Annotated in this window: 13 protein-coding genes; 7 read left to right on the top strand and 6 right to left on the bottom strand. The window is 42.6% G+C overall.

Annotated features, from left to right (window positions below; genetic code table 11):
- Positions 1–18 precede the first annotated feature (18 nt).
- Positions 19–276, bottom strand: coding sequence for a hypothetical protein (locus AC59IL_RS09150; RefSeq protein ID WP_496551809.1), 258 nt, complete (start codon positions 274–276; stop codon positions 19–21).
- Between the two features lie 97 nt (positions 277–373).
- Here AC59IL_RS09150 and AC59IL_RS09145 point away from each other — a divergent pair, with 97 nt between their 5' ends.
- Positions 374–1,282 carry an XRE family transcriptional regulator gene (locus tag AC59IL_RS09145; RefSeq protein ID WP_496551808.1) on the top strand — a complete coding sequence of 303 codons (909 nt, stop codon included), beginning with the start codon at positions 374–376 and terminating at the stop codon, positions 1,280–1,282.
- 151 nt (positions 1,283–1,433) lie between these two features.
- Here AC59IL_RS09145 and AC59IL_RS09140 read toward each other — a convergent pair whose 3' ends face one another.
- Positions 1,434–3,164, bottom strand: coding sequence for a lamin tail domain-containing protein (locus AC59IL_RS09140; RefSeq protein WP_496551807.1), 1,731 nt, complete (start codon positions 3,162–3,164; stop codon positions 1,434–1,436).
- Between the two features lie 39 nt (positions 3,165–3,203).
- A complete protein-coding gene (locus tag AC59IL_RS09135; RefSeq protein WP_496551806.1) occupies positions 3,204–3,581 on the bottom strand; it encodes a hypothetical protein in 378 nt (125 codons plus the stop codon).
- A gap of 412 nt (positions 3,582–3,993) precedes the next feature.
- Here AC59IL_RS09135 and AC59IL_RS09130 point away from each other — a divergent pair, with 412 nt between their 5' ends.
- Positions 3,994–5,001, top strand: a complete 1,008-nt coding sequence (locus tag AC59IL_RS09130; RefSeq protein ID WP_496551805.1) for an aspartate-semialdehyde dehydrogenase — start codon at positions 3,994–3,996, stop codon at positions 4,999–5,001.
- A 70-nt stretch (positions 5,002–5,071) separates the two neighbouring features.
- Here the strand turns inward: AC59IL_RS09130 and AC59IL_RS09125 are convergent, their stop codons facing one another.
- The 3 genes from AC59IL_RS09125 to ligA form a co-directional block, all read right to left on the bottom strand.
- A complete protein-coding gene (locus tag AC59IL_RS09125; protein WP_496551804.1) occupies positions 5,072–5,746 on the bottom strand; it encodes a DUF2461 domain-containing protein in 675 nt (224 codons plus the stop codon).
- Positions 5,747–6,068: 322 nt separating this feature from the next.
- Positions 6,069–6,632, bottom strand: a complete 564-nt coding sequence (locus AC59IL_RS09120; protein ID WP_496551803.1) for an NUMOD4 domain-containing protein — start codon at positions 6,630–6,632, stop codon at positions 6,069–6,071.
- 68 nt (positions 6,633–6,700) lie between these two features.
- A complete protein-coding gene (gene ligA / locus AC59IL_RS09115; protein ID WP_496551802.1) occupies positions 6,701–8,800 on the bottom strand; it encodes an NAD-dependent DNA ligase LigA in 2,100 nt (699 codons plus the stop codon).
- 528 nt (positions 8,801–9,328) lie between these two features.
- On the opposite strand from ligA, the gene AC59IL_RS09110 reads away from it, so the two are divergent.
- The 5 genes from AC59IL_RS09110 (at position 9,329) to AC59IL_RS09090 (ending at position 22,090) form a co-directional block, all read left to right on the top strand.
- Positions 9,329–10,051, top strand: coding sequence for an NUDIX hydrolase (locus tag AC59IL_RS09110; protein ID WP_496551801.1), 723 nt, complete (start codon positions 9,329–9,331; stop codon positions 10,049–10,051).
- A 603-nt stretch (positions 10,052–10,654) separates the two neighbouring features.
- Positions 10,655–13,642, top strand: a complete 2,988-nt coding sequence (locus AC59IL_RS09105) for a SusC/RagA family TonB-linked outer membrane protein (protein WP_496551800.1) — start codon at positions 10,655–10,657, stop codon at positions 13,640–13,642.
- 21 nt (positions 13,643–13,663) lie between these two features.
- Entirely contained in the window at positions 13,664–15,265 is a 1,602-nt protein-coding gene (locus AC59IL_RS09100) for a RagB/SusD family nutrient uptake outer membrane protein (RefSeq protein WP_496551799.1), read from the top strand.
- 74 nt (positions 15,266–15,339) lie between these two features.
- Entirely contained in the window at positions 15,340–18,687 is a 3,348-nt protein-coding gene (locus AC59IL_RS09095) for a VCBS repeat-containing protein (protein ID WP_496551798.1), read from the top strand.
- A 19-nt stretch (positions 18,688–18,706) separates the two neighbouring features.
- The gene (locus AC59IL_RS09090) at positions 18,707–22,090 is read left to right on the top strand and encodes a VCBS repeat-containing protein (RefSeq protein ID WP_496551797.1); all 3,384 of its coding nucleotides are present in this window, start codon (positions 18,707–18,709) and stop codon (positions 22,088–22,090) included.
- The last annotated feature ends 72 nt before the right edge of the window (positions 22,091–22,162 follow it).

Here is a 22,162-nt window from a genome sequence, read left to right as displayed (position 1 = left end):
AGTGAACAGTTGCAACCCTCAGGCTTTACGGCCGGATGCTTTAAAAAAATTATCAGCAAGGTTTTTGGGACTATTGTCAAAAGGCACTGCTTTTTTTACGGCGATCAGCAACTGGCTGTCGCGTTCAAGAATTTCCATATAGGTTAAAAGGATCTCCTCGTTTTCCCGGTCGCCACGGATTACCTTTCTTACATGATCTGCTGTTACCCCATGTATTTCAGCCACCAGCGTGGCTACATCGCGCCTGCGTTTCACTAAATCTTTGTTTTTTTGCATACTTTTAGCACTATGCATTTTGTATCGCTTTTCGATACAGCAAATATATGCCTCAAATTTGGACAATTCCAACTTTTGAGGCAAAAAATTAATCAACATGTCAACTTTTTTTGCAAGTAATGTTGCCTTTTTGAGGAAAAAAAAGGGGGTAACTCAAACGGATGTGGCTACTGCATTGGGTTTGAAGAGAAATACCTTTTCAAACTATGAAACTACCCATTCGGAGCCCGATTTGCAGACTTTGGAGAAAATTGCTTCATTTTTCGACATTTCGATCGATGAGCTGATCAGCGTTGACTTATCAAAAGGTAACCTAATTGAATACCGTGAAGAAGATGAAATAAAGGAAAAAAGTAACCAAAAAGGTAACGTATCGGGTAACCTAACCTCAATAAACCGGCAGTTTTTACCACCGGCAGATGAAGATATTCCGCCTTCGATGGTGGCCGAAAAAGTAATTCCATATGGCCGTTTTCAGGCGCCTAAAATAATAACCATAGATAGCCGTGGCGAAGAGAATATTATATATGTACCTGTGAGGGCAAGGGCAGGTTATTTACAGGGGTATGGCGATGAGCAGTTCATTCAATCGCTACCCGCTTACCGCTTGCCGGGTTACAGCAATGGCACCTACAGAATATTTGAAGTAGAAGGTCATTCAATGTTCCCCACTTTGCAGGATAGCGACCGTGTTATTGCACGCTGGGCCGATATTTCAGACGTTCGCGACGACCGCGTGTATGTGATGGTAACCCGTACAGAAGGTATATTAATTAAGCGTTTGATAAACCGGTATCAGGAAGGAAAAATAATTGTAAAAAGCGATAACAATCATGGCGGCGAGTTTCCTACGCTGGTGCTGGATGTTGATGAAATTACCGAAATATGGTATGTGGCAGAAAGATGGACGAGGCAACTTCCGGGACCCGGAGAAATATATAAACGCCTGGTGAATATTGAAGCAGAAGTAGCGATGCTAAAACAGAAAATGGACCAGGAGCATTGAAATGTATAAAAAGCGGCTCTGAAAACATTTCGTTTTTCGGGTCTGATTTTTTAAAAACCTGAAAAGTATGTAAGGGATGTAGGTTTCCCGCACTTTTTGTTAGAAAGAAGATTTATTCATGTGGTTTTTCCCTTCTTAACAGGTATGTTATTCAATTCAGTTTTCGGGCAAGGGTTATAGCCTGTTTAAACTTTTTAATTTTTCCCTGCAGGTTAAATATCTCTGTTAGAACAATATAAATACCAACCGGTAATTTATGGCGGTTTTCGTCGAGGCCATCCCAGGTAAACCGGCCGGCTGCAGAGAGAGTTGCATTTTGAGCCAGGTATCTTACCCTGCGGCCATTGGCATCGAAGATTCGGATGTTGGCTACATATCCTGGTTCGGAAACCTGGTATTCGATAGTAGCAAAATCATTAAACCCATCGTTATCGGGCGAAAAAACGGTGGGCATTACCGTTACCTGTGCCTGTAACTGTGCATCGTTCATCAACTGTGAGTTTTGATAGCCCGGTGTACCGAAGCCCGCAGTTGACGCGGCCGAAGTCCAGTTGCTTTTGTTCTGCGTAGGAAAATTATAGTTGATCCTTTCAAGCGCAATGCCTTCTTCATCATCAATCAGTGCAAAATGCCAGTTATGATCGTAATGTAGTTCATCGATGATAGTCCACTGCTGGTTTAATACAACAATTGTCCCTTTATCATCGGGCATAGAAGGTAACGATGATAGTTGAATGATCAGCGAAGGATCTTTTACCAGGTATTGCTGTTTTAACCACTGGCTGTTTTCGGTAAGCGCCCTGTATTCGCCCGGAAAAAATAAATACGGGACCTGACTGAGTGGTGTTACCGCAGTGAGTTCACCGGTTGCATTACGGGTTGCTATATATAATTGTTTAAGGTCGATAATTGTATTGCTTCGGTTGTATAGTTCAATGTAATCGTACCCATCGGGTTTCGGATTGAATAATATTTCATTGATAACAATGCCCGTGCTATCGGCCATGATGGGAATGCCGGTTTTAGTTGTGTTGAATGCGCCGATGGCATTACCGGCACAATCCTGTACGTTATTGACCTTTAATTCATGCACGGTTTTGTTAAAGAGGGGTGTTGCCAGTTTCAAAACAACTTCGGTGTATAATGGCAATTGGGGCGTTGCCGAAGCCGGATGCCCTTCAATATTACTGATTATATAGTTTGATGTGGTTGCAGCTGAATTGCTGTCGAGCGGTTCATCAAATAAGGCGGTGATGGTAATGCTGTCTGTTGTGTAAGTTCTTAAAAGCACCGGTGACAGATCGTCTTTATTTATGGCATCAGTTGCATTTTTTTTGCCGGGTGTTCCGCCGCTATTGTCTGTGCTGGCTTTCCAGTTGCTCATACCCGAACAAGGGTTATGGGTGTCGATCATTTCAAGCGTCCATCCGCCATCGCTTTTAACAGCGTTTTGATACCAGCTGGAATTGTATCCAACTGCATGTATCAGTTTGCCATCTGGCGCATACAGTGAAATTACATCGGCATCATTGTTCAGTGAGGGGAAATTGCTTACGCCTATGGTGCTTCCATAAATCGTATATAATGTTACTGCGCTGTTAGGACAAATAATAACAAAGCTGTCGGGCTTTAAGGTAAAGTTGGTAGTAATGGTGGCAGTACTGCTGCCGTCGCTCAGCTTCCAGTTGCGTATATTGATGTCGGTTTGTGAAACATTTTTCAGTTCAATAAATTCGGTATTAGGTAGTTGTACGGGTGGCGAAGGATCGGGCAATAATTCATCTATCACCACATCGAAGCGGTTGATTGTTTGCGCGGATAAGCCTGTGACAATAAATAACAGGCAGCATGCCAGTGTAAGCGAACGAAAAAAGAATAGCACCGTGTAGTAGTATGTTGTTGTGTGTGTACGGGAGAAGGATCAGGCAGCAGTGTGTTTGGCTGTGTCGAAATGCAGGTGTTTGTTGTTAACTGAAATCCATGGTTCGATATTGCACAGTCTTTGTTCAATTAACGACAACCGCAGGTCCATTATTTTGAGGCGGTTATCTATTCTGGCAATGTCTGATTTAACCTGGATCATATCAGATTTTAGCTCTGCTACATCAACTTTTAATTCAGCTACATCAGCTTTTAGTACGGCTATATCAGCTTTAACCTGAACCATGTCAGATTTAAGTCCAGCCACATCCGATTCAAGTTTGTCGAACCTGGATCTTACTTCTACCTTGAATGCATTTAAATCGGTTTTGATTTCCGTAAGCTCGTGAAGAATGATGTCTAATTTTTGTTCGGTCATGTAAATTTTTTTAAGGATGAGTAAATTACTACCGAAACAGAGCCTGTGAATAAGCCGGTGCAAATATATTAACTATCACTAAATTGGTAGAGTTTCGCAAGTTTAATTCATTGCTTTATTGATTAATGTTAAGAGTGGGGCTCAAAATTCCAGGTTACTTAAACCTTTGGCACAATAAAATAAAATTTGGGGATACCACATTTGCAGACTAATTTTGGCTCCGAAATGCAAAACATAAAGAAGTATACAAAGGTTACCAAGACAAGCTCCATACAGGGGGAAGGTTGAGGACTATTTGTGTATCAATATAATCAGGAGCCTTCCCACAAACGGGAAGGCTTTTTTATTGTACGCTCTTCCTGAAAGAAGGGTGTATTCAACCAAAAAAACAAAAAACAAAAAGGAGAAAACAATGAAAGTTGCGGTTGTAGGTGCCACCGGATTAGTAGGTACCAAAATGTTACAGGTATTAGCCGAACGAAATTTCCCGGTTACAGAATTACTTCCCGTTGCCTCTGAAAAATCAGTAGGAAAAGAAGTATCCTTTAAAGGAAAGAACTACAAAGTGGTTAGCATGACAGATGCTATTGCCGCAAAGCCGGCAGTGGCTATATTTTCAGCAGGTGGCAGCACATCGCTTGAATGGGCCCCCAAATTTGCCGAGGCAGGCATTACTGTAATTGATAACTCATCGGCCTGGCGTATGGACCCCTCGAAAAAGCTGGTGGTACCCGAAGTGAATGCCCATGTATTAGGCAAAGACGATAAAATCATTGCCAATCCCAACTGTTCCACCATTCAAATGGTAGTGGCTTTACAACCGTTACATAATAAATACAAGATCAACCGTATTGTGGTATCTACTTATCAAAGTGTTACCGGTACCGGCAAAAAAGCGGTTGACCAGCTGATGGGCGAACGTCAGAAAGCCGTAAAAAATGCAAACGGCGAATATCCCATGGCATACAAATACCCCATCGATCTGAATGTTATTCCGCAAATTGATGTGTTCCTCGATAACGGGTATACGAAAGAAGAGATGAAAATGGTTAATGAAACCAAAAAGATCATGGGCGATGATTCAATACGCGTTACGGCTACCACCGTTCGTATTCCGGTTATGGGCGGTCATAGCGAAAGCGTGAATGTTGAATTTTCCAAAGATTATGAGCTGGGCGAAGTAAAACAACTGTTACAAACCGCCCCCGGCGTGGTTGTAGTAGATGATCCTGCAAACCAGCAATATCCCATGCCCATGGATGCGCATGAAAAAGACGAAGTGTTTGTAGGAAGATTGCGTCGCGACGAAACACAGCCCAACACACTTAACATGTGGATCGTAAGCGATAACCTGCGCAAAGGCGCCGCAACCAATGCGGTTCAAATTGCGGAGTATCTGATGGCGAAAGGACTGTTATAATATCGAATATTGAATTATAAATGATGAATGTCGAAGTGCTTTTACTTCGACATTCATCATTCAACATTTATTATTCAGTATTTTCAAGTGCCCGGTTTATAAACTGCACCATTGGCTGAAGCGTTTCAAAAGCGGTTAATGTTTTTTTGATCAGTTCCTTCGAGGTGAGGTCGGCATCTTTCAGCGACTGCATGGCGATCCAGCTTTTCAGCTTTAAATAATCCGCAGCCGGATGGTCCTTTTCAAAACCCTGTGGTACCCGGCTTAAACTAACATCTTCTTCTTTATACAGATCGGCATAAACTGTTTGAAATTTCTTTGAGGAAATGATCTTCTTAAATTCATCGAAACAATAATCAATTTCCTGCCGCACCTTTTTCATTTCAGGAGGCATCGGCATCCATATGCCGCCGCCTACAAAGCTTTGTCCCGGTTCGCAATGAAAATAATAGCCTGCGAAAATCGATTTCCGGCCACCGCGATTGATGCTGGCGCCTAAATTGGTTTTATAGGGTGTTTTATCTTTTGAAAAACGAATATCGCGGTTAATGCGGAACATACATTTCTTTGCTTCCTGCTCACGGATGGTTTCGTCTTTTTGGCTGTGTCGTTCTATTACAGTCTTTATAAAGCCCTCGAAATCTTTCTTCGCTTCTTCATATTGTTTCCGGTGTGCATCAAACCAGGGCTTATTATTGTTTTTTGAAAGGTCTTTTAAAAACTTTAAGGTAGAAGGTTGTAACATATCCGGTATTTTATAGAAAAAGCTAAGTTAACGGCGTTTGGGATATGAATTAACAAAAACTGGTAAATCAAAAAAGTGGTGACTGCAGGCGCCGGGTTAGTGAAGGGATATATAATACCGGGGACAAAAGGATGACAGGCCGGTGTACTAAGTTAGGTGAGGGTGACTGTGAATGGAAAACAAAATACCGAAATCGTGTAGCGTTGTATACAGAGGGGGGTAAACTTTTCATTACACTATGTAGCTGTACAAAAAAATAAGTGGTGCGAAAGTATAGCCTTAAACGATCACACCACTTATTGTCTGCATCAATTACCGGGCACTATTTAATCCTACCCCAGTTTTCACCACTTTTGATGCGGTACATGGTCATTTCTGACACACCAAATTTCTCCGCTAACTTTTTGATGGTGATCTTCCGGTTTTTGTCGTTCAGGATTTTCTTAATGCCTTTGACCTGATTGGCGTTCAGCTTCAGACCTTCGGTTCTGTTTGCCTGCACTTTTTTGTAGGCAATCTTAGCCGGGCTGTGTTGCTGATGCTCGATCATTTCTTCGAGGGTTGCCCATTTCAGGTTCTTCACCGCATTGTCAAGTTTATTGTGATTAATGTGAATCACGTACTTGTTTTTGGGTGAGGGTTTCTTCAAAAATAAACGGGCAATCTCACGGTGAATGTACAAAGTACCGTTGTTGCCTGGACGATGGAGATTCAGTGTTCTGTAACCGGTAGTTAAAGAACCCTGAAGTAACTTACCGTCTTCAACAACGTCGTTTGTGTAGCTGGCTATGCGTCCCATTGAAGACAACGCATACTTTTTACGGAGGTGTTTCCAGCCTGGAAACTGCAGTGGTTTCCACACCTCTCCGGGGAGTTTTTTTATCATCGCCTTTTCCTTTTGGCTAAAGTTACAAAAAAACAAATGTGAAATTCAAACAATTGATAAGAATCATATCAATGATGTATAAGGGACAGGAATTCAGCTTCGGTTATGATCTTGATTGAGGTGATTTTTTTGGCCTTTTCAAGCTTGCTTCCAGCCTCTTCTCCAGCCACCAGATAGTTAAGATTGGCGCTTACACTGCCTAATATCTTACCCCCGTTAGATTCAACCAAAGCCTCGGCCTCACTGCGCTTGAGCGTAGGCAACGTTCCTGTAAATAAAAACGTTTGACCACTCAGGTTGCCTCCCGTTACATAGTCTTTCTTATCGTTTTTCAGCTTCAAACCCAGTTCCTCTAACTGTTGTAGCGTTTGTATGTTGTCCCAATTGTGGAAAAATTGATGAACGCTATTGGCTACTTTAGGGCCTATATCTTCGAGGTTTTGAAGGTCTTCAACCGAATAATCCTTAAGGTCAAGTACATGCTTAACTGCATGTGCAAGCGTTTTTGCAGTTGTTTCGCCAACATACCTGATGCCCAGGGCATATATAAGCCGGTGTATAGGTTGTGCCCTGGATGTTTCGATGGCTGTTTGCAGGTTGGTTATACTTTTTTGACCGAACCCTTCCAGTTCCTTTATCTTATCAAAGGGCAGCCGGTATATACCTGGTATATCTTTCAAAAAGCCGAGGTTATAAAACTTAAGCACATTGGCCTCGCCCAAACCCCGTATGTCCATTGCATCTTTGCTGGTGTAATGAAAAAGACGTTGTACTACCTGGGCTTCACAGTTAATATTACTGCAACGCCATACGGCCTCTTCGGCCGGCTTTTCTAACTGAGCACCACATACCGGGCAATGGGTTGGAAAAACAATAGGCTTTTCGTGGCCGGTACGTACTTCGGGCAATGATTTAACAATGTATGGTATAACATCGCCGGCCCGTTCAACCAGTACTGTATCGCCGATCTTAAGGTCTTTTTCTTTGATCACTTCTTCGTTGAATAATGAAATGGAACCAACAGTAACACCACCTATATGTACCGGATCTATCTTGGCTACAGGGGTAACAGAGCCGGTGCGTCCTACCTGAAACTCCACAGCTTTTAACTTACTGGTAGCCTGCCTTGCTTTGAACTTGCGGGCTATGGCCCAGCGCGGGTGATGCGAGGTCATGCCCAGCTGATCCTGCTGATCAATACTGTTAACTTTAATAACCATACCATCAATTTCATAAGGCAGGTCGTCGCGTTGCTTTTCAAATTCATGGCAGTATGCTATCACTGCATCGATACCTTTTACTACCTTTTTTTCTTTAACAGGACTGCGAAAGCCAAGGTCCCATAACATGGTCAAACAACCGCTATGGCTGTGTAATTCATTATGTACTACTTGTTGCGGTGAATGGGTATAATGACTTATCTGGTAAAGGAAGGCTTCGAGGTTTCGTTTACTCACCTCTTTTGGGTCTTTAATACGCAGGGAGCCTGCAGCCGCATTGCGCGGGTTGGCTAACGGAGGCAGGTTTTGCTCGGCCAGCTGATCGTTATATTGTTTGAAGTTTTTCTTACTCAATAACACTTCTCCTCTGATTTCGATCTGCTCTAAACCATACTTCGAAAAGGTTGCCGATAAAGGGATCGACCTGATCTGTTTAATATTGATCGTTATATCGTCGCCCTGTACCCCATTGCCGCGGGTAGCGCCGCGTACCAGCAGGTCGTTTTCATAAATCAATGAAATGCTGGCCCCATCGAACTTTGGCTCAACGCAGTATTCCAGTACATCTACCTTTGCCAGCTCACGGGCCCTTCGATCGAAGTCGATAAGGTCTTCATCGTTATACGAGTTATCGAGCGAAAGCATAGGTACCAGGTGCGATACCGTAGGAAACTCTTTTGTTAATTCTTTGGCTACTCGCTGGGTGGGCGAGTTGGGCGTTATCAGAGCCGGATGCTCTTTTTCGATTCTTTCAAGTTCTTTAAACAGCTGGTCATATTCAACATCGGCAATCAACGGATCATTCAGGATATAATACCGGTGTTCATGAAAACGAAGCACATCGCGCAAAACTTCAATATCCTTATCGGTTAGGTGACCATGAGACCTCTTTTCGAACAAACCGGTAGTTGCCTTTTGCAGGGATTTTGTTTGGTCGGGAGAATACATATATTATATATTATGCTGGTTTTTAGCGAAGTTAACTCAATGCCATGTTTTATTTGCAGTACTTAACAACCGTTGAACAAATTGTTCGTGGCTCATAAACGTTATGGGCAAGGGGCGTTGGATACACCTTCAAACAGCCCGGCCGCGGGCTGTTTTGGCAGGGTTAGGTGCATACAATACATACTGTTTTAATAAAATGATTAAGATCAAAAATCAGTTTTCCAAAGAATGGCTACCCTTTCAAAAGGCTTAAAAAGCAATTGGTTACCGGGTTTTATTAAATTTATGTAATGGCCGTTTCTGTTGAAAGGATCACCCGTATACTGCCTGAATACGCATCAACTGTGCTACGGGTGTGCTACGTGTGAAACAATCAATATATCTTTACTCATAATATGTATGTAAGCCGGTTTGCATATTGCCTGCCGGTGATCAGATCACATTAACGGCGCTGTCATGTTAAATTTTATATGATGGGCCTTAGCATAAATCAAGTATTTTTTAACCCTGATAATCTGATCAATAGCCATGGGAACAGCATTGCAAAGAACCATTCATCAATTGCGTTCTGAAGACCGCGAATTTTTTCAGATCGCCATTTCGGTTGACTGTGTAATTTTTGGGTTCGATAAAAACGAACTGAAAGTACTTCTGATCAAATCTGACCTCGAAGAGTTTAAAGACCAGTGGTCGTTACTCGGCGACCTGGTAAAGCCCGACGAAAACCTCGACAGCGCCTCGTACCGGGTATTAAAAGATCGTACCGGATTAGATGACGTATACCTTGAACAGGTATATACATTTGGCGAAGTAAACAGGCACCCCGCCGGCAGGGTAATTTCAACCGCTTATTATTCGTTGATAAATATCAAAGATCATCAGCCTAAGTTATCGGATAATGAATTGCATTGGCATCCGGTAAATGAAATATCAACCCTGGCATTTGATCATAAAACCATTTTGGATACCTGCCTCGAACGTCTGCAGTCGAAAGTTGAAGAACACCCTATTGTGTTTAATTTGTTGCCTGAGAAGTTTTCTTTGCGCGAACTGCAGAACCTGTATGAAGCCATCCTGGGCGTAAAAATGGATAGAAGAAATTTCAGAAAGAAGTTTTTCCTTATGGACTGGCTCGAAGATATGAACGAGCTGGAGCAGGATGTGCCGCACCGGCCGGGTAAGCTGTACCGATTTAACTCTGCCCGGTTTTCTAACGGTAAGGTATCTAAAGAGCCCGTGCCTGTTGAATAAAGAAGTTGAGAGGGCCAATTAGCAAATAATTTAAACGAGTTATATAAGTCAAAGGGTTATCTGCCATATGGCGGTAACCCTTTGATCGTATTTGCGGTCGTATTAGCGTTCCCCCCTTAAAGCACAGATAGGTAAAGATGTGCGCTTTTAGGGGAACCATCGTATTACCCCAACTATACCACCAGGTTACCGAAGAGTGGTTACGCATGCCACCGTTATAACATAGCTCCAATCGGGTCACAATAAAATATGGGGTACACATGGCCCCAAAATAAACGGTTTGAACAATTTCCAGTAAAAGGTTGTAAATTAGTCTGTAACAAAAAGCAGCATTTTATAACATCGGCTGTCTTAATTATAATACGCAGGGCACTCTGCTCACTAATCAAATCGACAGTTAGGATAATGGTATAACACTTCTGTACCGATTAATCCGGCTAATACCCCTTCAAAAGGCCCCTATTTTGTAGCAACTAAGTTTTTGGAAAACAATGGCTAAATCGAGTTAAATTTTTTATAAAGTCTAATAAAATGCATATAATTGTGTACAGGTTACACATTTGATCGAACAGAACAGATTTTTAACCAATAACTCACTTCATTATGCCCTCAAAACGATTGCTAAAGGCAATATTATTGCCTTTATTGACTGTCATCTATTCACTGAACGTCTACTCTCAAACAAAACAAATTATCGGGAACGTAAAAGATAGCAAAGGTGTCGGCGTTGTCGGCGCCTCTGTTGTCGTTAAAGGTTCCAAAGGTGGTACCACTACCAATGCCGAAGGAGGATTCAAACTAACGGTGCCCGAATCGGCTAAAACATTAACGGTAAGTGCGATAGGATATACACCACAGGATGCTGATATTTCTGTAAGCAATGTTGTAGCAGTTTCGCTTGTCGAAAGCACCGGCAGCCTTAATGAAGTAGTGGTTGTGGGATATGGCACTGCCCGTAAAAAAGATCTAACGGGTTCGGTAGCCTCTGTAACCACGAAGGACTTCAACAAGGGCCAGATTAACTCGCCCGAACAATTGTTACAGGGTAAGGTACCCGGGTTGCAGATCACCAACAGTAGCGGTCAGCCAGGCGGGCTTACCGTTGTAAAGATCAGAGGTAACAACTCGATCAGAACCGGTAATACCCCCTTGTATGTGGTAGATGGCGTAATACTCGACGGCCGCTCGCCCCGGCCCAGCTTTGCTCCTTCGGGCGTAGGTACAACACCAGCCAGCGACCCGCTTACATTTATTAATCCCAACGAAATTCAGGAAGTACAGGTTTTAAAAGACGCTTCGGCATCGGCTATTTACGGATCGCGTGGCGCCAATGGCGTTATATTGATCACGACCAAAAAAGGTGCATTAGGCCCTGGCCGCGTTGATGTAAACGCCTCTGCCGGTTTTAGCGATGAAATGCGAAAAATTGATGTGTTGAGTGCCGGCGGTTACAGGGCTGCCATTGCAAAATATGGCGCTCCCAATTCCGATTCGGGCGCCAGCATAAATGTGTTCAATCAGATTCTTCGCAAATCTTTCACTCAAAACTATTCAATAGCCCTGAGCGGTGGCAATGATAATGGTAAATACAGGGCTTCGTTTTTTGCAGGCGACCAGGATGGTATTATTTTAAAGACCAATCTCAAAAAATATGTGGGCAACTTTAATGGTCAATATAAATTCCTGGATAAGAAATTAAGCCTTGATTTTAATGTCACGGCTGCCAACGTGGGCGAACATATTGCACCCATTTCGCAGGACGCCGGAAGTAACGGTAACCTTATTTCACTGGCTTTAATATGGAACCCCACATTGGCATTAAAACGCAGCGATGGAACGTATAACCAGCAAAACCCAAGCGGTCAGGTAAACCCCCTTGCCCTATCAGATGCCTATAACGACGTAACCAATATTACCACCGTATTAGGTAATGTGAATGCTGCTTACAAGTTTACCGACTGGCTCGAATACCGCTTTATATACGGGCTCAATTACGGAACAGGTAGTCGTAAAGGCGAAATACAGGGCTGGATCAAAGGTACCGGTGGCAATGCCGATAATGCTGGAGCCGCAGCTGTATTAAATAACTACCTGTTTTCACAAACGCTTACCCATACACTCAATTTCAATAAACAGCTCACACAAAGTTTTAATTTGAATGCAGTGGCCGGGTATGAATACTGGAAAACCGAATATTGGGGAAATAATGCCTATGTATATGGCTTCGATTACAACCTGAATCAGCTTAACCGAACCGATGTTCATTATTATGATAATATGGACGATGGAAAACGGGCTAATTTAAGTACCGGTTCGTTCAGGGAACCTAAGGTTGAAATTCAAAGTTATTTTGCCAGGGCCATTGTAAACTACCTTGATAAATATATTCTTACCGGAACGTTCAGGGCCGATGGTTCAAGCAAATTCGGTTCATCGAACAGATATGCATACTTCCCTTCGGTAGCTGCTTCATGGGTTATATCGAGCGAAGATTTCATGAAAGGAATTTCGATAATTAATACACTAAAACTAAGAGCAGGTTATGGGCAAACCGGCAACCAGGAGTTTGCTGCCGATGCTGCCCTTGATGTATACCGGTATAACAGCTCCGCTTCTATAACTACGAACCACTTTGGTAACAAAGACCTGAAATGGGAAACACAGGAATCGTACAACGTAGGGCTCGATTTTTCAATACTGCATAACAGGCTCAACGGGGTGGTAGATTATTTCTATAAAAAAACAAAAGATCCCATCTTCCTCGCTGTTGTGCCGCAACCAACAGGTGCGGGTGGATCGCAGTACAAAAACCTCAATGGCGCCTATGTAAAAAACAGCGGGGTTGAAATTGGTTTGTGGGGAGATATTATCACCGGCCGCGACTTTAACTGGAGCGCCAATGCCAACGTTACTTTTGTAAAGAACAAGTTTGTATTTCCTGCTGCCGGCTCACCACCACTGGCATTAACAGGTGCGTTACATGGTCAGGGTACCAGCGGCGCTTTTTCCGAAGCGATTGCCAACAACCAGCCGGTAGACGTTTATTATCTTCCCCAGTTCCAGGGATATGATAAAGATGGAATTGGGATTTATTCAAAGACTCCACAATATTCGGGCGATCCTAACCCAACGGCTTTTGTTGGATTCAGTACAGATATATCGTACAAGAAGTGGAGCCTGAACATAGGTACGCATGGTTCGTTCGGAAACAAACTGTACAATAATACGGCTATGAGCGTACTGAACATATCAAACATTATCGGCGGAAGAAACATAGCATCCGGGTTGGTATCAACATCCGAAAGCCCGGCTAACCCCATCACTACCTCTACCCGCTTTTTGGAAAAAGGCAGTTATTTCAAATTACACAGCGCTACCATACGCTATACGTTTGGTAATGTAGGTAAGTATTTAAAAAACCTGGGGGTATTTATTTCGGCAAACAATGTATTTGTGATTTCAAAGTATAAAGGGTTCGATCCCGAAGTGAATGTTGATAAAGCACTGAACGGTATTCCTTCGTTAGGCGTAGACTATATTGGATATCCAACACAGAGAACATTTTTAGGAGGGCTTAATTTCACTTTATAACAGACTTCAAAAAAAATTTCTATGACACTCAAATATATTTTAATAACTGGTTTGGTTTTATCGATGGGTTGTACCAAGCTGGATCAAAAATTAAACGATAGCTTCACAACACCAGGCGGCAGCACTTCTGATGTTAGTGCTTTATTAATCGGTACTTATAATAGCATGGGTCCCTTAATGCACAACCAGGACAGGATGTTTTCATTACAGGAAACTACAACCGACGAAGCTTTAATACCCGTACGTGGCGGCGACTGGGACGATAACGGTGTTTGGAGGGTGTTACACGCGCACACCTGGACTACCATTCACACACAGATGAAAACGGTATTCAATGGCCTGGGACAGGTTGAAAGTGGCGCTATAACCACTCTGGCATTTAACCCCAATGCAACCCAACGGGCCGAAGCATTATTCCTTCGCTCGCTGGCCCAGTTTTATTTTCTCGATTTGTTCGGTCAGGTTCCCTACAGGCAAGTGGCTGAATACAATGCAATAGGCCCTGCTCCGGTAATGCAGCCTGCTGCAGCTATAGACACATTAACCACAATATTAAACAGCATTATTTCACAGCTGCCCGATGCTAATGTGCCATACAAGGCCAGCCCCGATGCCGCCCGCTTTTTATTGATGAAGGTATTGCTGAACAAAGGCGCTTTTTTGAACAGACAAACACCTACGTTTGCCGATGCCGATATGCAACAGGTAATTACCCTGGGAAATGCCATTATTAACAGCGGCAGATATAGTTTAACAACCAGCTACTTCGATAATTTCGGTCCTTCAAACGCCACATTGTCGAAAGAAAGAATACTTGCATGGCCCAATACCGGAGCTTCTTCCTCGAACGGTATCAACAGCGGAGGCATCAATGCCCGCTGGATGATGACACTGCATTACAATTCGTGGGATAAGAACAATAAGTTTGGCAGCGCCGGATGGAATGGTTTTACAACAGTAGCCGAATTTTATAATACGTTTGGTTCAAACGATACCCGGTTAGGTGGTACTTCATATCCTGGTGTAACCAGTGAATCGGGCTTAAAACCGGGATTTGTGGTCGGCCAGCAGGTGAATGAAACCGGGGAGAATATTAAAGACCGCCAGGGTAATCCTTTGTCGTTTACCACCGACGTTAAACTTATTGAAATTGATAAAAAAAGGTTGGAAGTGGCAGGTATCCGTGTTATTAAATATCCACCCGATTATTCGGCTTACTCAGACGGTAACCAGAAAAACCAGTTGCAGATATTTCGTTATGCCGATGTATTATTGATGGTGGCCGAAGCCAAATTAAGGCAATCGGCCCCTGATGTGGCAGGCGCGTTGTTACTGATAAACCAGCTGCGAACAGCACGCGGAGCAACTCCGTTAACGACTATTACGCTGGTAAACCCGGCCAACACATACGATCCTGGTACAATGCTGGCCGAAAGAGGCCGCGAATTGTATTGGGAAAGCTGGAGACGGCAGGACCTTATACGGTTTGGTGTTTACCTGAAACAATGGGCGTTAAAGGATGCTGATTCCGATCCGCAAAGGAACCTGTTATTTCCCATTGCGCCCGATGAGTTGCTGGCTAACCCGAACCTGCAACAAAATCCCGGTTACAGCGAACAATAATAATTGCATAAATTTAATGTAATACACAAAGGTCATTATCGAATAATGACCTTTGGTTTTTTTAACATTTACAAGTGCGTATTAAATTCATTCAACCGATTGGGATGGTTATAAAATGGCTCTGCTATTGTATTGTAGCGATGGCATTTTGTTTCTCCTGCAAAAGTAAAAAAGACGTTCAGCCGGCTTTGTTTGAACTGGTTGAAAATTCAGGCATTGATTTCAATAACAAGGTAGTTGACCAGGAATACGATAACAGCTTTTTGTTTCGCAATTTTTATAATGGCGGCGGAGTAGCCATTGGCGATATTAATAATGATGGGCTCGCCGATGTGCTGCTCACCTCGAATATGGAAGAAAATAAATTATACCTGAATAAAGGCAATTTTAAATTTGAAGATATAACCGCCCGATCAGGAATGAAGCAGGATAGTATGTGGAGTACCGGCGTGGTAATGGCAGATGTTAATAACGACGGATGGCTTGATATATACATTTGCAACTCGGGCCACATGAAAAACGGCAACCGCCGCAATAAGCTGTACATTAATAATCATAATCTCACTTTTACCGAATCGGCTGCCCGCTACGGACTTGATATTTCGGCTTACACTACCCAAGTGTCTTTTTTTGATTATGACCTCGATGGCGACCTGGATTGTTTTATGATCGATAACAGCCCCATGCCCATCAATACACTCGGTTACACCAACCGGCGCGATTTACCTGCCGCAGCATGGCCCGTTGCCGATTTTGTAAAAGACGGCGGCGATCATTTATATCGTAACGATAATGGCCATTTTACCGAAGTAAGCAAACAGGCCGGCATTCATGGCACCCTAATGAGTTTTGGATTGGGTGTTTCAGTTGGTGATGTTAATAACGATGGCTATCCCGATATATATGTTGCCAATGACTCGTACGAACGCGATTATTTATACATCAATCAAAAAGACGGCACCTTTAAAGACGAAATGGAAAAATGCATGAAGCAAAACAGCTTTTCGTCGATGGGAGCTGATATGGCCGACATTAATAACGACGGGTTCGCCGATATATTTACTACCGACATGCTGCCCCAGGATGATTACCGGTTAAAAACACTCGGTGCATTTGATAACATTGATCAATACCGCAACAAACTGCAAATAGGTTTTTATCATCAGTTCATGAAAAACTGCCTGCAGGTTAACAATGGCAACGGCACTTTTTCAGATGTAGCGAATTATAGCGGCGTATGCGCCAGCGACTGGAGCTGGGGCGCTTTATTGTTCGATGCCGATAACGACGGACTGAATGATATTTATGTTTGTAACGGCGTGAACCGTGATGTAACGGATTTGGATTTTATGGATTTTTTTGCCAATGATGTAATACACCAGATGGTACTGACGGGTAAAAAAGAAAAATTAAATGAGGTGCTGGAGCATATTCCCAAAACGCCTGTAATTAATAAGGCATTTAAAAATATGGGTAACCTGCGTTTTACCGATGCAGGCAGTGCATGGGGATTTACACAACCTTCGTTTTCAAATGGGGCGGCATATGGCGATCTTGATAATGATGGCGACCTTGACCTGGTGATCAATAATATTAATCAGCCGGCTTTCATTTATAAAAACAAAGCCCGCGAACTGAATGCCAACAATTATATCAGTGTACTATTAAAAGGCAGCGCCGAAAATACATTTGCTATTGGCAGTAAAATAACTGTACATGCCGGCAATCAGCTAATTACCCGGGAAGTGATTCCCAGTCGCGGATTTCAGTCGTCGGTCGATTACAAACAGGTAATTGGTTTGGGTAAATTAACTACTGTTGATTCAATGATCATTATCTGGCCAAATCGTGCTGTAACCAGATTAATGCATCCGGCAATTGATACAACGCTTGTTGTTTCGCAGACAGGGTCTTCGAAAAATACTATTTCTGGCCCTATACAAAACAGCGTTACCCTGTTTACCTTACTGCCCAATATATTCGAAAAGCATGTTGAAGATGATTATATAGATTTTTATTATGAAAGAAATATTCCCGAAATAGTTTCGCGCGAAGGCCCTAAAGTTACCTGTGCCGATGTAAATGGCGATGGATTGCAGGATATGTATATCGGTGGCACCAAAGACCATCCGGGTCAAATATATGTGCAACAAAAAAACGGTGGCTTTGTGAAAAAAGAAGAACCTGTTTTTCAGCAGTTCAAAGATTTTGAGGATGAAGCTGTACTGTTTTTTGATTGTGACAACGATGGCGATGCCGATCTTTTTGTGGGCCCCGGTGGCAATACGAATCCACCTTATAGCCGCGAAATGCAAAACCGGTTGCTCAAAAATGATGGCAAAGGAAATTTTACCCTCGATGCGGCGGCGTTTAAAAATAATGGTATGAATACCGGTGTTGCGGTTGCTTATGATTTTGATGGCGATGGCGACCTCGATCTGTTTGTAGGAGGCAGAAGTTCGCCACGCAATTATGGAGTAACACCTAACAGCTATTTGTATATCAACGATGGCAATGGCCATTTTACCGATATAGCCAAAACGAAGAATGCCGATATTGCCAATATCGGCATGGTAACCGGGGCTGTATGGGCCAATGTTGCCGGCGACACAACTAAGGAATTAATAATTATTGGTGAATGGATGGCGCCAAGGATATTTTCATACAAGGGCGATCATTTTACCGAAGTGAAAAGCAACCTAAACGACATGTTGGGATGGTGGCAATGCGTTGCCGCTGCCGATGTAAATAACGATGGCAAAACCGATCTTATATTAGGCAATGTTGGCAATAATTTTTACCTGCATCCCGATAAAGAAAACCCGGTTAAATTGTGGATCAACGATTTTAACAACAATAATTCAGAAGATAAAATTTTAACCCGAACGGTTGATAAACGCGATATGCCGGTATTTTTGAAACACGAAATGCAGGAAGAAATTCCTTCGATAAAAAAAGAGAACCTGCAGCATAAAGACTATGCCCGCAAATCGATACAGGAATTGTTTTCACCTGAATTGATTGCAAAAAGCAGTATTAAACAGTTTAATTATCCCGGTTCCTGTGTGGCTATAAATAACGGCAACGGCAACTTTACCATCGAGCCCTTGCCATACCAGGCGCAACTATCTATGGTGAACGCCATTTTGTGTACTGATATTAATAATGATGGTTATATCGACCTGGTGTTAGGTGGTAATAAATCGGGCTTTCCGCCCCAGTTCGGTAAGCTCGATGCAAGCTATGGCGATGTGCTGCTGAATAATGGCAAAGGCAAATTTACCTGGCTGCGGCCGCAGCAAACAGGAATTGTTGTAGATGGAGAAGTAAGAGATATAACTTTAATCAGGGGAACTACGCAGAATTACCTTATATTTCTCAGGAATGATGATTATCCCGTTTTGTACAGCATAAAACATTAACCAATTATATATTGAAGAAGTGAAAAAAGCAGTTGGCATCTTTTTCAAACATTGTACAGGCTTTTGGTTGGGGCTTGGCGTTATTTTATTTTCAACATGCGCAAAACCTAAAAAGGCTGCCTTATTTGATGTACTGGAAAGTGCTGAAACCGGATTAAAATTCACCAATACATTAACACCTTCCGATTCGTTCAACGTATTTCATTATATGTATTTCTACAATGGCGCCGGTGTTGGCGCCGGTGATTTTAATAACGACGGATTGACCGATCTTTTTTTTGCATCGAACCAGTCACAAAACAAATTATTTCTAAATACCGGGCACCTGCATTTTAAAGATGTAACCGCTGCTGCCCAAATTCCACAGGATGGAGGCTGGAGCACCGGTGTTTCAGTAGTTGATATAAACAATGATGGCCTGCTCGATATTTATGTATGCCGGGTGGGCAATTATGGTCCGTTAAAAAGTCATAACCAGTTTTTGATTTGCACCGGAATAGATAAAAACGGAGTACCCACTTATAAAGATGAAGCCAGGGAAATGGGACTTGATTTTTCGGGCTTCAGCACACAGGCAGCTTTTCTGGATTATGATATGGATGGAGATCTTGACATGTTCTTATTAAACCATTCCGTTCATGAAAACGGCACCTTTCATCCGCGCAGCGAATTTTTGGGAACTTATCATCCACTGTCGGGCGACAGATTATACCGCAACGACGGTGCTTCGCCTTCGATTCCGTCAGGTCGGGGGGGCCAGGGGCAGGTTGTTTTTACCGATGTAACTAAACAATGCGGCATTAACAGTTCGGCAATCGGTTATGGGCTGGGTGTTGCAGTAGCCGATATAAATCTCGATGGCTATCCCGATATATATGTAGGCAATGATTTTCATGAAAACGATTACCTGTACATCAATCAGCACAACGGCACTTTTAAAGAAGATATCGGTTCGTGCATCATGCATACCAGCCAATATACCATGGGAGTTGATATTGGCGACATAAACAACGACGGGTATCCAGAAATAATATCGATGGATATGCTGCCCGATGATCCCTATATTTTGAAAAGATCGCTTGGCGAAGATGCCTATGATATTTTTAATCTTAAAATAAAGAATGGGTACAATTACCAGTACACCCGTAACAATTTGCAGTTGAACGACCGTAACGGCACCTTCAGCGAAGTAGGTTTATACAGCGGCGTGGCTGCCACCGACTGGTCATGGGCTGCTTTATGGATGGATTTTGATAATGACGGATTAAAAGACCTTTTTATATCGAACGGAATTCCCAAACGGATGAACGACATAGATTACATCAACTATGTTTCGAACCAGGAAATTCAAAAAAAGTTAAAGGCCGATAAGATCAATGAAAAAGACCTGGCGCTTATTGATAAATTTCCACAGATAAAAATCCCTAATAAGTTTTTTAAAAATACCGGCAATGTTGCTTTTGCCGATATGCAAAGCGAGATAGGAAATAATAAATCAACCTTTTCGAACGGAGCTGTTTATGCTGATTTTGATAACGACGGCGACCTTGATGTTGTTGTAAATAACATTAACGACGATGCCCTGGTGTACGACAACAAAAGCAACGACAAACACGATAAAAGCTTTGTCGATATTCATCTGAAAGGCCCCGCAGGTAATATCAATGCCATTGGCGCTAAAATAGTGTTGTTTGCAAACGGACAAATATACCTGTATGAAAAACAACCCGTGCATGGTTTTATGTCGTCGATGGAAGGCGCCATGCACATAGGGCTCGATAAAATAAAAGCAGACTCCGCTTTTGTTGTTTGGCCCGATAACACATACCAGACACTGAACCTCGCAACAAAAAATACAGGTGTATCGGCCATATGGCAAAAAGGCGGCGCTTTGTTCGATTACAGTAAAATAACATCATTTAAAAAGAATGCTTCTTTCGCTATTAATAACATTACAGATAGTGTTCGCCTGTTGCACCGGCATATAGAAGATTATTTTCCCGAATTTGACCGCGAACCGCTCATGCCTCATATGCTGTCGACCGAAGGACCGGCGCTTGCGGTGGCAGATATAAACAACGATGGACTTGATGATGTATTTATCGGTTCATCAAAATGGCAAAAAAGCGTTGTTTATTTACAACAACCCTCCGGCGTATTTTACAAAACAAGTCAGCTTGATTTGGAAAACGACAGCACGTTTGAAGATGTGGATGCCTGTTTTACCGATGTAAATAATGATGGCGCCATTGATCTGGTAGTTGCCAGCGGCGGGAATGAATTTTACGGGCGCGATCAGCATTTGCTTCCACGAGTTTACCTCAACGATGGCAAAGCACATTTTACAAAATTGCCCGATGCGTTTGCCGATATGTATGAAACCTTTTCATGTGTAGTGCCATATGATTTTAATAAAGATGGTTTTGTTGATTTGTTTGTAGGCGGAAGAGCAGTGCCCTGGGAATACGGACAAATTCCCCGCTCGTACCTGTTGCAAAATGATGGTACCGGAAAGTTTAAAGATGTTACTGCAGCACATGCAAAAGATTTGATGAATGCAGGATTTGTTACCCGGGCTGTGTGGTTCGACCTGGATAAAGACGGCGATAAAGATTTGATCTGCTCCTTTGAATGGGGCGGAATAGACGCATGGATCAATAACAATGGACAGTTTACCCGCAAAACACTCACCGATAAAAAAGGTTGGTGGAATTTTATTTTGCCTTACGATTTTGATAACGATGGCGATATCGATCTGTTGGCCGGTAACCTGGGCCTCAACAGCCGGTTGAAAGCTTCGCCTGAACAACCGGTAAAAATGTATTACAACGATTTTGATGATAACGGCAAAAAAGAACAGGTGGTAACTTATTATGTAAAAGGCAAAGAAGTTCCCTTTGCCAATAAATCAGAGCTTGAAAAACAAATGCCGGTATTAAAGAAAAATTTTTTGTATGCCGAAGACTTTGCAAAAGCCCGCCTCGATGATCTGTTTCCTGAAGAAAAGCTCAAAAAGGCCGAAGTATTAACGGCTGATTATTTTTCAAACGCAATACTTGTTAATGATGGCAAGCTGCAATTTACTGTTCAGCCGTTGCCCTGGAAAGCGCAGCTGACATCGTACCGCGATGCTGCAGTGGTAAATGCCAACAATGATAGTTTGCCCGATCTTTTGCTGGCCGGCAACTTTTATGAAAATAATATTGAAATGGGCCGGTACGATGCCGATTGCGGCACCATTTTATTAAACAAAGGCCATAACAGGTTTGAATGTGAAAATAGTAACAGCGTTGTAATAAAAGGACAGGTTCGGCATATTCAAAAAATTACCATTTCGAAAAAGGAAGCATTTATACTGGTTCGAAATAACGACAGTACGATGGTGATACGGCTTAAAAGGTGAAAAAGTGATTAAACGATAGAGAAAGTACAGACAAATTACAGATTCCGGGGTTAATATTTCACGTTTGCCGTT

This window comes from Niastella sp. sgz303648 (assembly GCF_059587045.1).
This window is presented reverse-complemented; position numbering and strand designations above follow the sequence as displayed.

What these genes read in the sequence shown, in the direction of transcription:
- AC59IL_RS09100 (WP_496551799.1), top strand. Translation starts at nt 13,664, where the DNA reads ATGACACTCAAATATATTTTAATAACTGGTTTGGTTTTATCGATGGGT.
- AC59IL_RS09145 (WP_496551808.1), top strand. Translation starts at nt 374, where the DNA reads ATGTCAACTTTTTTTGCAAGTAATGTTGCCTTTTTGAGGAAAAAAAAG.
- AC59IL_RS09150 (WP_496551809.1), bottom strand. Translation starts at nt 276, where the DNA reads ATGCAAAAAAACAAAGATTTAGTGAAACGCAGGCGCGATGTAGCCACG.
- AC59IL_RS09125 (WP_496551804.1), bottom strand. Translation starts at nt 5,746, where the DNA reads ATGTTACAACCTTCTACCTTAAAGTTTTTAAAAGACCTTTCAAAAAAC.
- AC59IL_RS09105 (WP_496551800.1), top strand. Translation starts at nt 10,655, where the DNA reads ATGCCCTCAAAACGATTGCTAAAGGCAATATTATTGCCTTTATTGACT.
- ligA (WP_496551802.1), bottom strand. Translation starts at nt 8,800, where the DNA reads ATGTATTCTCCCGACCAAACAAAATCCCTGCAAAAGGCAACTACCGGT.
- AC59IL_RS09135 (WP_496551806.1), bottom strand. Translation starts at nt 3,581, where the DNA reads ATGACCGAACAAAAATTAGACATCATTCTTCACGAGCTTACGGAAATC.
- AC59IL_RS09120 (WP_496551803.1), bottom strand. Translation starts at nt 6,632, where the DNA reads ATGATAAAAAAACTCCCCGGAGAGGTGTGGAAACCACTGCAGTTTCCA.
- AC59IL_RS09130 (WP_496551805.1), top strand. Translation starts at nt 3,994, where the DNA reads ATGAAAGTTGCGGTTGTAGGTGCCACCGGATTAGTAGGTACCAAAATG.
- AC59IL_RS09110 (WP_496551801.1), top strand. Translation starts at nt 9,329, where the DNA reads ATGGGAACAGCATTGCAAAGAACCATTCATCAATTGCGTTCTGAAGAC.